Annotated in this window: 8 protein-coding genes; 2 read left to right on the forward strand and 6 right to left on the reverse strand. The window is 58.9% G+C overall.

All coding sequences use genetic code 11. The features are described 5' to 3' along the window. Window positions 1–3 precede the first annotated feature (3 nt). The gene (locus N005_RS13860) at window positions 4–396 is read right to left on the reverse strand and encodes a hypothetical protein (protein WP_047701703.1); all 393 of its coding nucleotides are present in this window, start codon (window positions 394–396) and stop codon (window positions 4–6) included. A gap of 174 nt (window positions 397–570) precedes the next feature. On the opposite strand from N005_RS13860, the gene N005_RS13865 reads away from it, so the two are divergent. Then, window positions 571–1,302 (forward strand): DUF899 domain-containing protein, encoded by a 732-nt coding sequence (locus N005_RS13865; RefSeq protein ID WP_047701704.1) that lies wholly within the window; start codon window positions 571–573, stop codon window positions 1,300–1,302. Window positions 1,303–1,505: 203 nt separating this feature from the next. Here the strand turns inward: N005_RS13865 and N005_RS13870 are convergent, their stop codons facing one another. Beyond that, window positions 1,506–1,760, reverse strand: coding sequence for a BrnA antitoxin family protein (locus tag N005_RS13870; RefSeq protein WP_047701705.1), 255 nt, complete (start codon window positions 1,758–1,760; stop codon window positions 1,506–1,508). Next, window positions 1,738–2,016, reverse strand: coding sequence for a BrnT family toxin (locus N005_RS13875; RefSeq protein ID WP_047701706.1), 279 nt, complete (start codon window positions 2,014–2,016; stop codon window positions 1,738–1,740). Before N005_RS13875 ends, N005_RS13870 begins: the two co-directional genes overlap by 23 nt. Before the next feature lie 376 nt (window positions 2,017–2,392). Between N005_RS13875 and N005_RS13880 the strand changes: the two genes are divergently transcribed. Then, the gene (locus N005_RS13880; protein WP_230165253.1) at window positions 2,393–2,752 is read left to right on the forward strand and encodes a hypothetical protein; all 360 of its coding nucleotides are present in this window, start codon (window positions 2,393–2,395) and stop codon (window positions 2,750–2,752) included. Here N005_RS13880 and N005_RS13885 read toward each other — a convergent pair. The 3 genes from N005_RS13885 to N005_RS13895 form a co-directional block, all read right to left on the reverse strand. Next, window positions 2,713–3,273, reverse strand: coding sequence for a hypothetical protein (locus N005_RS13885; RefSeq protein ID WP_047701708.1), 561 nt, complete (start codon window positions 3,271–3,273; stop codon window positions 2,713–2,715). The genes N005_RS13880 and N005_RS13885 overlap by 40 nt on opposite strands. Window positions 3,274–3,554: 281 nt before the next feature. After that, window positions 3,555–4,028 (reverse strand): hypothetical protein, encoded by a 474-nt coding sequence (locus N005_RS13890; RefSeq protein WP_047701709.1) that lies wholly within the window; start codon window positions 4,026–4,028, stop codon window positions 3,555–3,557. After that, complete coding sequence (locus N005_RS13895) at window positions 4,025–16,447, reverse strand: two-partner secretion domain-containing protein (RefSeq protein ID WP_081993268.1); 12,423 nt, start codon at window positions 16,445–16,447, stop codon at window positions 4,025–4,027. The genes N005_RS13890 and N005_RS13895 overlap by 4 nt, the downstream gene beginning before the upstream one ends. Window positions 16,448–16,460 lie beyond the last annotated feature (13 nt).

Genomic DNA, 16,460 nt, shown 5'->3' on the forward strand with positions numbered 1-16,460 from the left:
CCCTCAGGCAATCTGCGCCTTCGAAGCCAGATCATCAAAGGTAAACTCATCCAGCGCATCCTCCTGCTCATCCAGCACCTGGCGCGGATGATCATTCCCGGGAATGCTGCTGTCGATCAGGCTCAACAAACGCGAACCCCGCACCGTCAGCACGAAATTCTCGCCATTACCGCCCTCTTCCTCCGGCCGAGGCTCAATGAAGCCACGCTCCAGCAGCAACTTCTCGTACTCCCCGGCGACCGCTTTCAGATGATCGAGGTTCTCTATCTCCTCGCCTGCGGCCGCCTTCGCCGCCGCGTACTGCTCCGCATAAGGCCGAGGGGTAAAACTGTGGCCGGCGCCGTTCTGCACTTCGTGCAACAACCGTTCGATCAAGTCCCAGTTATAAGTCGTCATCCTGGTCCATCCTCCAAAGAGTGAGATGTCTACTCAAGTTGTGACCGAGGCGCCACGCCACCGTTCAGCCAGGATTCCAGGCGGACCGTCGCGCCAACCGACCAACGGTCTGTCGAATTCATCCAGAGCCAGACGACCACATGTTGAAACGCCCTGCCTCCAGGAGAAATCACCATGAACGTAGAGAATCATCCAGTCGTCTCGCGAGAAGAATGGCTCAAGGCCCGCCAACAACACCTGGCCCACGAAAAAGCCTTCACCCGCGAACGGGACAAACTCAGCGCCGAACGCCGCGCCCTGCCGTGGGTGAAAGTCGACAAACCCTACCGCTTCCAGGGGCCTGACGGCGAACTCAGCCTGGCCGACCTGTTCGGCGGCCGCAGCCAACTGATCGTCTACCACTTCATGTTCGGCCCCGGCTGGACAGAAGGCTGCCAAGGCTGCTCCTTCCTCTCCGACCACATCGACGGCGCCAACCAACACCTGGCCCACCACGATGTGGCGGTGGTCGCCGTCTCCCGCGCCCCGTTCGCCGAATTCCAACCGTTCAAACGCCGCATGGGCTGGGCCTTCGACTGGGTCTCTTCAAACGGTTGCGACTTCAACTACGACTTCGGCGTCAGCTTCAAAGCCGAAAACACCGCCGCCGGAACGGCCACCTACAACTACGAAAAAACCGACACCGCCGAAGGCGAACTCCCAGGCCTGAGCGTCTTCTATCGCAACGAAGCCGGCGAGATCTTTCACACCTACTCCACCTATGCCCGAGGTCTGGACATGCTGGTCGGGACCTACCACTACCTCGACCTGACGCCGAAGGGGCGTAATGAGGACGAGATCATGGATTGGGTACGGCATCACGATAAATACGAAGACGCCAAGCCCAGCGGTTGCTGCCACGGTTGATGCAGGGCGTTCGCCTACCGCCCAGTCGAGCAAAGCTCCCCCTGTGGCGAGGGAGCTTGCTCCCGCTCGACTGCGCAGCAGGCGCCTGCGGTGCCTGAATCAACACCACCACTTGAATGTGATTGGGAAACGATTGCGGGCGCAGGAAGAACAATAATGAAAACGGACGACCTGATTCGCCCGTTTCATTGCTGCATCCTTTATTACCGGTGGTTTTGCTGCGCTTGCATGTACTGACGCAGAAGTTGATTGATGCGCGTCTGGTAACCAGCGCCCTGTCCCTTGAACCACTCCAGCACATCGGAGTCGAGGCGAATGGTCACCGCTTGTTTTGTCGGAACACGCAGCTCCGCGCGACGAAAGAAATCCTCTCCCAATTCGGGGATGTCGGTAGTGTCGATGTCTTCGTCATTGATTCTGGCCAGGCGCTCCCAGTCAGTCTTCGATGCTTTTGACATACAGTTTGGCCTCCTGCTGAGTGGATTTTCGGGCTGAGATGATACGGATGACATCACCACGCCGTTCGGTATACACGACCACGCCAATCAACACCTTGATCCAGCCAATTGCGATCCAGCGATCTTCGTCGTAATCCGCTCGGTCATCGTGCAGAACCAGCACAGGATGCTGGAAGACGCCCGGAACGTCGTTGAAGTCGATACCGTGTTTGCGGATATTGGCTCGGTTCTTCTCTTCGTCCCATTCAAACCGCATGGGACGCCCTGTACTTACTTACGTACATACACAATACTCTTCTCGGCAGGAATGCGAAGCCCCTGGCGGGCCCATAATCGTGGTTGGTCCTCGACGTCTCGCAATGGAAGCGAAAGACAAAAGCGTAGGGAACGCATTTCCGAGGGACAACCCTAAAAAGTCGTGGGATGTTTCGTTGCTCGACAGCTCAGCAAACGTCTTCGCTGCCTACGCAGAGCCAAAGCTGACCGCCACCTAAGCAAGGTCCTACAAAAGGCTCGGAAAGCGGTGTCTTGTGACCCAGGAGCCGGCGAGCCTATAGTCCCCCGTCGCCCACATGGCGACTCGGGTTTGGCGATCTGAACAACGAGGGTCATCCATTAACCGAGGCTCTTACCTGACTAAATACATGCCCATCACCGGCGTCGACTGCACACCCGCCACCCTGCTCATCGACACCGAAGCCCCGCTCGACGTTCTCTTCGAAACTGCCGATTACCGCATTCGCACCGTCACTCAGGTATTGGAGAACATCGCGTTTCGTTCGGATATCAGCTCCGACACCGTCGTGCTTTCCGACTTCTGCAAGCTACTGACCGTATCGTTGCGCGATGGGTGCGACGTGATGGATGTGATTGGGCGGCGGTTGCGAGCGCAGGCGGGGAATAATGAAAATGGGCGACCTGTTGGTCGCCCATTTCGCATTTGTAAACTGAATCAGAGGCTAGGTGCGCTCGTAACAGGAATGCGCTGCTGAGGCAGTGTGATGTCATAGACATGCAGTTCACAGCCCTGACCCACAAACTGAAACTCCGCCAGATAAACCTTACCTTTCTCCGGCGTGAACGTGGTGTTGATCGGACCACAGCGGTAGCCATGGTTGATACTCTCACCGCTGGCGTAACCCGATACCTCGAATGGCTGATCGGGGTCCGCTTGTACTTCCAACTGAGGGAAGTGCTTCAAGGTCGCGCTGTGAGTCGCTTCGTTAAGCTTGGCGATCCAGCCGAACACTTTGCCACGACCGGAATCCACCACCGTTCCCTGCACATCCAGGCGCTGGTCAGGATCCATTGCGCGCCTGATCGAAAACTCTACCGGGACGACGTTGCCGATCGCTTTCATGATGACCTTGGCGTGCTGGGCGTCGACGGTTACTTTATTTTGCTGGAGTTGGATGCCGTTGTTGAGCAGGGTTGGGGAAGAGTCTCGGACATTGGATTTGCAGCCTGGTAACGTCAGGACAAGGGACAGCAACAGCAGCGTGGTTTTCTTCATAAATGCTCCAAGCACATCGTTAAGAATTAACTTCCATCAACAAGCCAAAGCCGATCTTTATATATCCAAGCCTCATATCAGCTAGTTAACCGTTATGTAAGTACCATTCAAATCTGCCCCCTTTTTCCGGGAATTTGTTGGCCGCTACACAAACCGTGAGGCTCTGCGGCACAATGACCGGACGCAGGGTATTAATGAAACGCTCACACGCTCCAGCATGGAAATGCGTCCGCGAGACCATTCCACGGTATAAACTATAAATTAGAAGGCATCCATAGAAATTACTCTCTGACCTGAGAAAAAGTAACCACTGGACCATATTCCTGATCAGACACTATCGCTTGCACACAAAAATTCTTTTCTGGAAATTTATTCAGCAACACCATCCTCCATGACTGAGCAACAATCCTGCACAACTGCTCATAAACAGCATCATCCACCTTATCACTGCAGCCTCCAAAAACATCATACAGATGCATATGATTTAAAACCTTCTCTACCTCTACCACATCATTATTACAAGCCTCCATCCAACTAGAAAATGCCTCAATAGTAAATCTGCTTTCCAGAAACACCCCCGATTCGTAAAAAATGAAATCTGGAAATAGAACCTTGCAAAACATCAAAGCATCTTCAGGATGTACCACATCACTAATATAAGAAAACTCATCCAACTCGGACTGATCCTCCCATTGGCTTTTCCAATGCTCGTATTTTGTAGAGCTAACAGAATCTGTATTCTTAATTATTTTCATGGAAGTTCTTCTGCACTGATGCCCCGTGGAGGTTTCTTGCTCGATGGAGATTGTACTCTGATCGATCCATCTGGCAACTTGTTGCGGCCATAGTCAATAGCATGAGGCGTGGGAATCCCTGCATGTGCATCGCCCGTCACGTCGACTCGCTTGAGAATCATACCTTTATCATCATAAACGGCATAACTTGTTATATTCCCTTTATTGTCAGAACGATAAAGAGTTCCATTAGCAGGCCCACCCTCCAGCATAAAATGCCCACTATACTTATCGGCTTTCTCTAGTGGTCCGCCTTCCAGATTTTTGGCATTCCTCGGCACCACAGGTTTGCCATTGATATCGCAAAGACCAACGTTATGCACCCAGGTCTTCAACTTACCCACATAAAAGGTATGACCCACATCTACGGTCAAATTATAGGTTTTTCCTTTTGGCAGAAACAATTCCAGAGACTCAACCCTGGTTGATACACCCTCAGCAGCACCATCCCCTAACGACTGAAGCAAGTCGCCTGATTTAAGCTGGATGACCGGTACAAAGTCATGTCGTGCCGGAACGTAAAATGGATGACCCGGTGTAACCAGAAGCGTTTCTTTCTCTGAAACTCCATCTGCCCGGATATTTTCTAACTTGAGCTGGTAAATCGGCTGATCAGTACGAGTGTGCGTAGCCGAAATAGCTGCAGCGAACGGCTCTCCCCCTGCTTCTCGCTTGCTCCAGACAATATCTCCCACACTGAGGGTATCAATAGCACGAGGGCCCTGCGGGGTGGCAACCATGGTGCCTGCGGCGAAACAGCATGGCTTGACCAGTTTAGTAACAGCGGGGCTATTTCCGAACCCATCGGCATCCGTCGACACACCATTGCCGGTTTTCCCGCCTTTACCAACGCCCGCAACAACCTTGGTCCCCCACCCCTCGGTCAGCAACGTATTGCCCATGTTGCTGATCATGGCGGCTCTTTCGGCCACGCTGAGTTTGCGACCTGCCGCATCGTCCAGCCAGGAGGTCTTGTTCTCCCACTCCTTGAGATTGACGCTCTCGGCGGGCGTCAACCAACCCTCCTTGATGTACTTGGCCGTGATGATCTGGTCATCGGTCACATAGGTATTACCCCAAGGGTCATACCCTTGGGCCGGTTGTGCAATCAGCCCTGGATTGCCCACCAGCATCCCGACCATGTCATAGGAGATCTTGTTCCGGTAGAAGCTGAGCAACTCCTGCGCAACCGGGTCGTCCATGGCAATGGTGTTGGCTTTCAGGCCTTCGACACAGGCCCGGGTTTCGCACAGGTCGATCAACTGCGAACGTTCGGCCGAGATCTTTTCAAACTTGCCTATCAGGTCGCGCTGCTTCGCTTCGGTGCAATTTCCGCCGGACTTACAGGCCTTCAGTTCGTTAAGCAACCGCTCGGCGGTCGGGTGATCAAGGCTGTTGAACTTCGTCGCCTGCTGGGCGACCCAGCCCGCCACTTCCTGTTCTTTATCAGAACCGCCTGCAGCTGCCGAGACCGTTACGCCAATCAATTGCGAGGTCATCGCCAGCAGTTGATCATGCATGTCGCCCACGAAGATCTTGTCGGCGACCGAAGCGACGAAAGCTTCGTTGGCACCGGCTGCCAGGGCGCCGGTACGGAAGCTGCCGCCCGCCGCTTCCGCGATCAGACCACCGACAATCGCATGCGCCCCGACCTTGGCCGGAATCCCGGTGAACTCCAGCTGGGTACCCAACCGGTTATAGATGGAAGCCGACAGAACATCCGCAGCCGCACTGATACTTGCTTGTGCCAGATTGTTCTTGAGGCTGCCACCATTGATCGCGGTATTGGTAACCGCACCAAAGCCCTTTTCAGCCAAGGTGTAACCGACAAACTTGGTCAGGCCATCGGTGCTGGCCAGTTCAAAGCCGTGAGTCGCTTTACTGGCATTTTCGGCGGAAACACCGAACGCCTTATCCAGGACCCCAGATGCAAAACCCGCAGCCAGCCCACTGGTCAAATACCCCTTGAGGCTTTCCGTCGAGGTGACATCCTTGAGGACCGCGCTCAGGTTGCCTTTGTTGTTTATCGTACTGACCACCGACTGGACCACGGCAGCGGTGTAGGCTGCCGATGCAGCCGCACCAATCGCGGCGGCGGTGGTCGCGCTGATCCCCACGGCCGTCGCGGCCCCGCTTGCGCTGGCGCCAACGGTAGCGGCAGCTCCAGAACCCGCGGTCAGCACCGTCACGATAATAACTACCGCCAGCATTGTCGCCGTGCCCATGCCGGAGTTGCTGTATTTGAAGGAGTCGTGAACCTCTTTCACGCGCTGCCAATCGACATCGCCACGCTGCTCGGCTTCTTTGAGCCAGGCCAACTGAGGGTCCGCCTGAACCATCGCATCAATGGTCTGGCTGACCGTCTTCTGGTCAATCTGCTTGATGTCGATATGCACGCCCTTGGCGGCGGTGATCGCCAGGGAGCCCTTGCTGATCAATTCGCTCTGACGCAAGGTTTCGTCCGTATGCCCCTTACCCTTCGAGGAATTCCACGCGAGGCTGTTGTTGGTCTTCTCGTGGCTTTCCTGGCTCAAATCCTTGACGCCCTCGAAGGTGATGGCACCTCCACTTCTCAGCGTCAGATCTGCGCCACTTTCAAGCTTCGCGACCTGATAACGTTGGTCACCACCACTGACCAGCGTCAGATCACTCCCCGTGGTGATCTGGGTGCCAACGTTGACGTTTTTTGTCACCTCATCGTGTCGGGTCTGCTTGCGTCCCCAACTGCCCTTCTGCTTTTTGTCATACAGCGAGTAATCCGTATCCTGGGCCGCCAGCACATCGAGTTGTCCAACCGCTGCCAGGTAGGCCTCGTTGCCTGCATTTATCCGGCTCGAGATCAGCGCCATATCTTTGCCGGCATTGAAAGTAAGGTCTTGCCCGGCGCTCACGACACTGGAAATCTGTTTGACGTGATCTTCCTGTTTCGTGACTTTCTTCGACTTGGAATACGAATGGCTTTCATCGGCAGCCGAAGCCACCGTAAGGTTTTCGCCTGCGCCGAAATCGATGTTCCGATTTGCCTCTATCTGGCTGGCAACCACCGCCAGATCACGCCCCGCCTGGACAGAGAGGTCACGCCCCACCATCAGATCCGAGCCATACTGGGTAACGCTGCTGCTCTTGGCGCCGGCCACGACGCTGTTGTGCTGTTCGGCGGCCGCGATGAAAGCATCCCGGCCGGCGCTGATCGTGGTGTCGCCAGCACTTTGCAAGGTGCTGCCAGTGCTGACGAAGTCCCGCGCGGCCTTGATGGTCAGGTCGTCCGCAGCCTCTATTCGAGACCCGCTGTCGACATACTCGCTATGCGCGTTTTCTCCCTTGTAGCGTATGTCGGTGCCGGTCACCATGCGCTGGTTGATCACGTCACCGGCAATCGCGGTCATGCTGATATCGCGCCCCGCGATGACTCCGCCCGCCTTGTTGATGATGTCGTTACCGGCCAGAAGATCCAGACGGCTACCGGCCTCGATCAGACCACTGTTGACCAAGTCGTTGCCGGCCGTGGCCACCAGGTTGTTGCTGGCACGCAGGGTACCGGCGTTGTTCAGGTCCTTTCCGGCGATCAGCGTAACGTCCGATCCTTGGATCAAGGCCCCGTTCGGAGCCAGGCGGTTGGTGGCCTGAGCCAGATACAGCACCGGCACCAGGACCTTCTCGCCATTCACCTCATGCTCTTCGAGCCAGACGATATCGTGGGTCAACGCCGCGACCTGCTGGGAGGTCAGGCTGACACCCACCGACAGGTCGAGCTGCTGCTTGCTTTTGATGGCGTTGTCCATCAAGTATTTGTAGAGAGCTTCGTCGGAGGTCAGACCGTCGATAAAACGTTGACCGGTGCGCGCGACCACTGCCTGCTGGATCAGCCTCTGTTCATAGAAACCATCGCCCAGACGCTTGGCGCTTTCATCAGGGTTGTAGCCGAGGTTCGCCAGCAGGTAGTCCGAGCTCATGAACTGCCTGAGGTCGGTCAGCACCGGGTTGGTTTCGATCAGGTACTTCTGCGGGTTGGACCTGCCCGAGGTGTCCGGCAAACCCTGCACCCGATTGATGACCTGACTGCCTACCGAGGACACCGCTCCGCCCTGTCCCGGCAACTGGACAGTGCCGGTATCACCCGGCGTGCCGACATTGATCACGCTACCGGAGACACCGCTGCCCGTAGCCTGGCGTGTACTTTGTTCGAGTTGAAGATTGCTCACGGTGATCCGCGCCGCATCGTTGAACTGCAGGTTGCGCGCCTGGACGTCATTCGCACCCTGCAGGCGCTGGGCACTGCTCACCGCCGCGCTGCCCATGCTCCAGGATTGGGGCCCCGCGTTGACCTGACTGGCCTGCGTCGCCGAACCGCCCTGCCCACTCAAGCGAAACAGGCCATTTTGTCCGGTTGGCAGGCTGAATCCCGGTAGAACCAGGGGATTGACCTGCTGCTTGGCAAGGTCCGGCGGCAACTGGGCATTGAGCCGGATCACGACGGGCGTGCCGGTGCCGGCAGCTTGCGTGCTCTGGACTTTATTGGCGCCCGAACCGACCCCGTAATCTTGGTGAATGACGCTGTTGTTAAGATTCTGGGACGCAGTAATCGAAACCTTGCCACCTGCCTGGATAATTGCACTGCGCCCTGAACCACTGCCATCTCTCGAAACTTCAACGTCACCGGTCTGGGTGTACGACTGCAATTGAGCAGGCAGCGCCATCAGGTTATTAGGATCATACTGGGCCTGTTGGTTAAGCCCGTACCGGGTACCGAAGGCCAACGTGGTTACCAACTGACCCGTGACAGCATCTCTGAACCGAACAGCCGGAGACGTGGTTCCCGGGCTTCCTGCAGGGACAGGGCGCTGATAAGTCTCGGCAATCGCCTTGCTCAGGCCGCCAGAGTCATTGATGTAGTAAATGTTCGGGTAGTCGGGATCATTTCGCGCGTTGTAGCTGACCACTTGGTTGATGAAGGCAAGGGCACTGAGGTTAGCAATCGCTTGTGTGCGATAACTGCGCGTGCGCTCGATGGTGCCGCCCATCGACCCTACGTTGGTCAGGTTGCTCGCCTGGATGGAAATGTTGCCGCCAGCACTGACGGTACTTTTGCTATTTAGAAAGTTGCCACCGCTAAAAACAAAGTCTCCGCCTGCTGAAAGCAAGGCCGCCGCACTAGTGTCGTTGTCCTGTCCTTCGTAAGTCTCACGAACCGCGATGCTGAGATCATAGTCCCCTCCCCCACAATCCAGACATCTGACAGCGATAGACGCTGAAACCAGTTTGCGTCCCAGGCTAAAACCTTCTGTGCGATTTTCGAAGCTGGTGGCATTTATGCTGAATCTACCAACACTCTCCAACGACCCGGAGATATTGGTGACTTGAGCCGACTGAGCCTGTCCCCCATAGCCTTCGATACTGACGGTACCCAGACTGTAGAGTTGTGCCGTATGGTTAGTGAACCCGTTGACCTGTAACTTTGTGTCACCGCCGCTGAAGATCAGGCCATTTTCATTCAGTAAGCCAGGGGTGTTCAACAGCAGGTTAGCGTTGCTGCCCAAGGTTCCGTAGTTGTTGATCGACCCGGCGTTCACCCTCATCCCAGTAGCCGAAGTGATTCGGCCGTAGTTATTCACCTGCCCACCGACGTTGATGAGAGTATCGGCCCCTCCGGCGATGCTGCCCATGCTCCCCAGATTGAACGAGGCAGCTGTCAGGCCCAGCGTATTCAGGCTGGTATAACGTCCATTGCCGTTGTAGCTGCCACTCAGGTTCAGGTTCGCAGTCCCGTCGCTGGCGATCAGCCCATCGTTGTTCCAATTGCCGCCGTTGCCGGTCAGGCTGTCGGAGGCCAGCAGTTGTCCACCCGCCGTCTGGTTGAGAGTGTTGACGTTCAGCGTCAGGCGCCCGGCCTGGATCACGCTGTTGTTGGTCCAGCTGTCTGCCGTGAGCGTCAGGCCGCCACGGGTCACCAGGCTGCCGCCGGCATTGGTGATGTTGGCAGTGCTGATATCAAAGGTACCGTCGCCCACATGCAGCAGGCTGCCGCCCAGGTTCTGGAAGCCGCCGGCATTGAGGGTCAGGTCGCTGTTGGCGGTTTCCAGCTTTCCGTTGCGGTTGTCGAACAGGGTGCCGATCTGGAAATCGGTCTTGCCGCTGGTGCCCAGCGCACGGATCTGACCGGTCTGGTTGTCGAGGCTGGCTGCACGTACGCGTAGGGTGCTGCCGCTTTCAATGACACCCAGGCGATTGTTCAGCGCGCCGTTGAGGTTGAGGTCAATGCGCTGGCCGGCAATCTGCCCGTCGTTGTCACCACTGTTATCGAAGTTGTTGCCACTGACCTGCACCAGGCCATTGGCGTAAAGGCCACCGTTGCGGTTGTCGAAGTCGGCGGTGGTGACCAGGGCATCGCCGCTCTGCGCCGCGATCCGCCCGCCATAGTTGTCGATACCGCCCTGGGCGCCGAGATTCAGGCGCTGGGCCTGGACGATGCCGCCCTGGCGGTTGTTGCCTAGGTCATAGCCGTTTTTCAGCACGCCGACGATATGGGCTTCGAGGGCGCCCTTGACGGTGGCCAGGGTGCCGCCACGGTTGTCGAGGTTGGCCGCGCTGACGGTCAGGTCGCCATTCTGGGCAATCAGCCTGCCGCTCTGGTTGTCGATATCGCCGCTGACCGTCAGGTTCAGCGCACCCTGCCCTTGCAGGGACCCCTTGCCGTTGGCGAGACTCCTTGCGTCGACGCGGACGTCGCCGTTTTGACTGTAGATCAGGCCATCACTGTTGTTCTGTACGGCACCAGTGCTGCTGATGACGATGTTGTCACTGGCGGCGACGGTACCGCGATTGCGGTTGTCCAGACTGCCGGTGAGCAGGCTCAGCAAGCCCTGGCTGATCAGTTGGCCGCCCTGGTTGCCGATCTGGCTGCTGCGGGTGATCACCAGCGGCCCGGCGCTGGCGAGCTTGCCGTTGGTGTTGGTCAGGGCACCGAGCAGATCGAGGCTGACCGCGCCCTTGCTGGTCAGGGTGCCGTTGCTGTTATTCAGGGTGGTGCCAGTGAAATCGATGCTCTGCTGCACGCTGATGGTGCCGCTGTTGTTCAGGGCCATAGCTTGCAGGGTCAGGGCCGCACCGCTGTCGATGGAGCCGCCCTGGGCATTGTTCAACAGGCCGCTGACGGTCAACTGTTGGGCGCCGCCGCTGGACAGAATACCGGCGCTGTTGTCGAGGCTGGCAGCGTTGACGGTCAAGGCCTGCTGGCTGACCAGCGCACCAGCATTGCTGTTGAGCAATGCGCCGCTGACGTTGACACCAAGGTTGCCGTTGCGGCTGGACACAGTACCGCTGTTGCGGTTGTCCAGGCTCGCGACGTTGACGGCCAGTCCTTGCCAACCGGAAATCAGACCGCCCTGGTTGATAAGGCTGTTGCCGGCCACGTCCAACCGGTTGTTGCTGATCAGCTTGCCACCGCTGTTGTCCAACGTTCGTCCAACGAGGTTGAAGCTCTGGCTGCTGGAAAGCTCGCCACCCTGGTTGTTCAGGTCGCGCAGACGATTGAGGGTCAGGGCGCCCTTGGCGTTGAGCAGGCCGTTGCGGTTGTCGATATCACCACCCGCCAGGTCGAGGCGGATGACCTGGTCGCCGAGCAGGCGACCACCGTTCTGGGCCAGGGCGCCGAGGGTCAGGTCGATATCGCCCTTGGCCGAGACTTCACCGCCATTGCCGGAGTCCAGGCTGCTGGCGTTGATCGTCAGACCGCCCTGGCTGTTGATCAGGCCCCTGCCACTGTTGCTCAGGGCCATGGCGTTGAGGTTCACGGCGCCGGCACCGAGCAAGGTGCCGCCCTGGTTGTCGAGGTCGGCGCTGCTGAGCTTCAAGGCTTGCGCGGCGTTGATCAGACCCTGGCTGCGATTGCTCAGTTGACCACTGGTGGTCAGGTCGAGGTCGCCACGGCTGGTGACGGTACCGCCGCTGTTGTCGAGGCTGGCTGCGCGGATATCGAGCGCAGCGGCGGCGATCTGGCCCTTGAGGTTGGCCAGCGCCTGGTTGATCCGCAGGGTCACGGCCTGGTTGCTCAGCAGTTTGCCATTGCTGTTGTTCAAGCTGTCGGTGGTCAGTGCGAAGGCCTGGGCACTGGAGATTTCACCGCCCTGGTTGTTCACGCCCTTGAGGTTTTCGAGCAGCAATGACGGCGCGTTGATCAGGCCGTTCTGGTTGTTCAGTTGGCCGTTGTTCAGGTCCAGGGTCAGTGCCGTGTTGCTGAAGAGCTTGCCGTCCTGCTGGTTCAGACCGGTGACGCTCGCGACCAAGGCCTTGTCGCTGCCGATGCGACCGTTCTGGTTGCTGACCTGCCCTGCCCTCAGTGTGAGGCTGTCGCGGCTGCTCAGGGCGCCGGTGCGATTGTCATAGGCGCCGGTACTGACAGTGACCGCACCTTTACCGATGATCACTCCCAGTTGGGTGTTGTCGAGACTGGCACTGCTCAGGTTGATGCTGCTGTCACTGACCAGGCGCCCGCCCTGGTTGCCCAATGCACCGTTAGCCTGGACCTTGAGAGCCCCGGCACTCGACAGGCTGCCGGCAGTGTTGTCCAGCCCGGCGCTGCTGACGTCCAGCCGGCCTTCGCTGCTGATCAGGCCACCGCTGTTGTCGAGGTCCGCGCCGAGGGTGAGTCGTGCATCCTGGTCGCTGAGTAGTTGGCCGTCGGTATTGTCGAGGGTCTGGCCGTCCAGCGTGACGCCGATCTTACCCTTGAGCAGTCCCAGGTTGCGGTTGAGTACCTCAGCCATTTCGAGTGTCAGCGTCATATCGGCAAGGAGCCTGCCGCTGTCGCTATTGTCCAGGCGCTTGCCGGTCAGATGGATATTGGCATTGCTGGAGAGTTCGCCGCCGCGGTTGTCGATGGCGTCGACATCGAGTGTCAGCGCTTTTGTCGCCCCTACCAGACCGTTCTGGCGGTTATCCACCAAGGCACCGCTCAGGGTCAGCGCACTGCTGGCGATCAGCTTGCCGTTGCGATTGTCCAGGGCGGCAATATTCGCCATGATATCGGCCTTGCCGGAGACGGCACCGTTGCCGTTATCCAGGCTGTTGGCCGTCAACAGGATCGCGCCGTCGCCCACCAGGGTACCGCCCTGGTTGATAAACGCCCCGTTCACACCCAGGTCGACTGCACCCCGGCTGCTGATCAGGCCCTGGCTGTTGTCCAGGCTGGCACTACGACTGTCGACAGAAGCCGCGGCCACTAGGCCCTTGACGTTGCTCAGAGCCTGATCGATACGCAGGGTCAGGCTCTGGTTGCTCAGCAGCTTGCCGTTGCTGTTGTCGAAGCTTTTCGCGGCCAGGGCAAAGGCTTGGGCACTGGAGATTTCACCGCCCCGATTGTCCACCTCGTCGAGGTTCTTCAGCACCAGCAGCGGGCCGTTGATCAGGCCGCCCCTATTGTCCAAGCGGCCGTTGTGCAGGTCCAGGCTCAGTTGGGTCTTGCTGAACAGTTCGCCACCCTGCTGGTCGAGGCCGGCGACGTTGGCGGTCAGGTCCTTGACACTGGCAATACGGCCGGAAGTACCATTGCTGACCTGGGTCGCGGTGAGGTCCAGGCGGTCCTCGCTGGTCAGCCGGCCTCCCTGGCTGTTGTCGAGGGTCCTGGTGGTGACACGGGTGGCACCCTTGCCGCTGATCAGGCCTTTGCGGCTGTTATCGAGGCTACTGCTGGCGAGTACCAGGGCCTGGTCCGTGAGGATCGAACCGCCCTGATTGAGCAATGCCCCCAGGCTGTCGATCGACAGGTCGGCGGCACTGCCGAGCTTGCCGGCCGTGTTGTCCAGGCTGCCGACCTTGAGGCCCAGGGCGCCTTCGCTGCTGAGCAAGCCGGTGTTGTTGAGCAGCGCGCCATCGAGGCGAATATCCAGGCCCTGCAGGGCGGAGATGTTCCCGCCGCTGTTATCCAGGGTCGTGCCGTTCAGGTTGACGCTGCCCCTGGCGAACAGGCGGCCCTTGTTCTGATTAATCACTTGCGCCACGACAAGGCCGAGGTCGGTATCGGTCAGCAGCTTGCCGCCATCGCTGTTATCCAGGCGTTGTCCGCTGACACGGACGCTGCTGCGGATGCTGGACAGCTCACCGGCACGGTTGTCGATCTGCTCGACATTGACGGTCAGGCCCTGGGTGCTGGCGACCGTACCGCCATTACGGTTGTCGAGACTCTTGCCGGTCAGCAGCAGGGAACCCTGGGCCACCAGCGCCCCGCCCTGCTGGCTCAGGTTGTCGATACTGGCTTCGAGGTTGCCCTGGCTGGCAATACGGCCCTGGGTGTTGGTAACCTCCTTGGCCTTGAGACTGACCGGGCCGACTGCGCTGAGCAGGCCGCCGCTGTTGTCCAGGCGGGTGCCTTCGAAGCCGATGGCCGCCTTGGCGACAAGATTGCCCTTGTCGCGGTTGTCCAACTGATCAACTAGCAGCTTGAGGTCCTTGTCGGCCTGGATCAGGCCGCCACGATTGTCCGCCGAATCGCCACGCAAGGTCAGGTGATCCTTGCTCGCCAGGCTGCCGCCTCGGTTGTCCAGGCTGCCGATGTTCAGTTCGATGCTGCCAGTGGCGCGCAGCTTGCCCTGTTCGCGGTTATCGAATGCGCCGCTGATAGTGGCGCTCAGCTTGCCGTCCGCCGCAAGCACCGTGCCCGCCGCGCGGTTGTCGATGCGGGCCGCGGCCAGGGTCAAGGCCTTGCCGGAACCCAATGTCCCACCGTGGTTATCCAAGGCACCGCTGAGGTCGATGCTCAAGCCCAAATCGCCGGTGATCTGGCCCCGGGTATTGTCCAGGCTGACGCCCTTCAAGGTGGCCAGGGTTGAACTCGACAAGGTGCCGTTACCGTTATTGATCGCGCCGCTGGCCGTGAGATTGAGCCCCTTGTCAGTCGCGATCAGGCCGGAGGTATTATCGAGGCTGGCGACATTCAGGGTGACATCGGCCAAACTGGAAATTTCCCCGCCGTGATTGCCCAGCGCGCCGACGTTGACCACCAAGTCGCCGTTGCTGGAGATCAAACCGTCCTGGCTGTTCACGACCTCGTCGGCGGTCAAGGTCAGACGGTCGGCGCCGAGCACCCGGCCCTTGTTCTGGTTATCGAGGGTGCCGGCGATGACGGTGGTCTGCCGCTGTCCGCTGAGGGTGCCGCTCTGGTTGTTCAGAGTTTGGGTGGTCGTGATGTCGAGATCACGGCTGGCAATGATGTTCTTGCCGAGGTTGTTGAGGTGCTGCGCGCTGATGCTGATATCGGCGTCGGTGTTGCGGGTGTTATCGAGATTGACCCCGGCTTCGATGATGCCGTTGTTGGTCAACTGACCGCCGCTGGCGAGGGTGATGCGGTCTTTGGCGACGAGGTTGTTCTGGCTGGTCAGGTCACCCTGGGTTTGCATGTCCAGGGTGGTACCGGCGTAGACCGGGCCTTTAGTCTCCAGGCTCTGGGCCTTGACATTGACAGCGCCGGTCGCCGCCGTGTCGACCATGCTCAGATGACCGTTGGCGTCGAGCTGGATATCGCCACCGCTGGCGATCAACTTGCCGTCCAGCTTCACCCCGACACCGGCCTCGGTACCCACCAGCTTGATCGCCCCGGCGTACATGCCGCCCAGCGCTGAAGAGTCGATGGCCAGTTGCGGTTTGGCGCTGCCGTCATCGGCACGTGCGCTGGCGTTGAGGCTGGCGGCATCGACGTCGTTGCGGCCGGCGACGATGGTCAGGTTCCTGGCCTGGATTTCGGCGTTGATTTTGGCGCTGCGGGTGATGATTTCGAAGCGGTCGACGTTGGTAGCGTTGAGGCCCGCCCCTTCTACGGTGACGTTGCCCTGGTCGACCTGGTAGCGACTCACCTGGCCGTTTTCCACAATCGGTTTGCCGGTGGTCAAGGTCGCTTGAGGGGTATTGATGAAACCGCAGCCGTTACAGGTGATGCCATAGGGGTTGGCCACGATGACATGGGCCGACTGCCCCGCCACTTCGGTGTAGCCGCGCAACTGGCTGGGGCTGCCGCCGTTGACTTCGTTGAGGATGGTGGTGGCGGCCGCGCCGTTGAGATTCGGGTTGCCGAGGATGATCCCGCCCAGTTGCGTGGACTGGGTGCGGGACGTGGCGTTGTTGAGGATCACGCCGTTGCTGCCGACGTTGTAGTCCTTGAACTGGTTGTGGGACAGACCGCTGCCGTTGGGCCTGGCAATGTTGACGATGGGCACGCCGTTGCCCGCCTGGCCGAGGCTGGTGCCCGGCGCACTGACCACGATGCCGTCGGCCTGGGCCCACATCGGTTGCCAGAACATGACGTTGGCCAACAGGAACGCCAGGCCGCGCTTGGGCATGCCGCAGAACAGATCGCGGTTTGTGTGGGCAGCAGAAGGTTGGCGGTCGTCCATGATCAGGTCTCGT

Source organism: Pseudomonas mediterranea CFBP 5447, assembly GCF_000774145.1.
Lineage (GTDB): Bacteria > Pseudomonadota > Gammaproteobacteria > Pseudomonadales > Pseudomonadaceae > Aquipseudomonas > Aquipseudomonas mediterranea.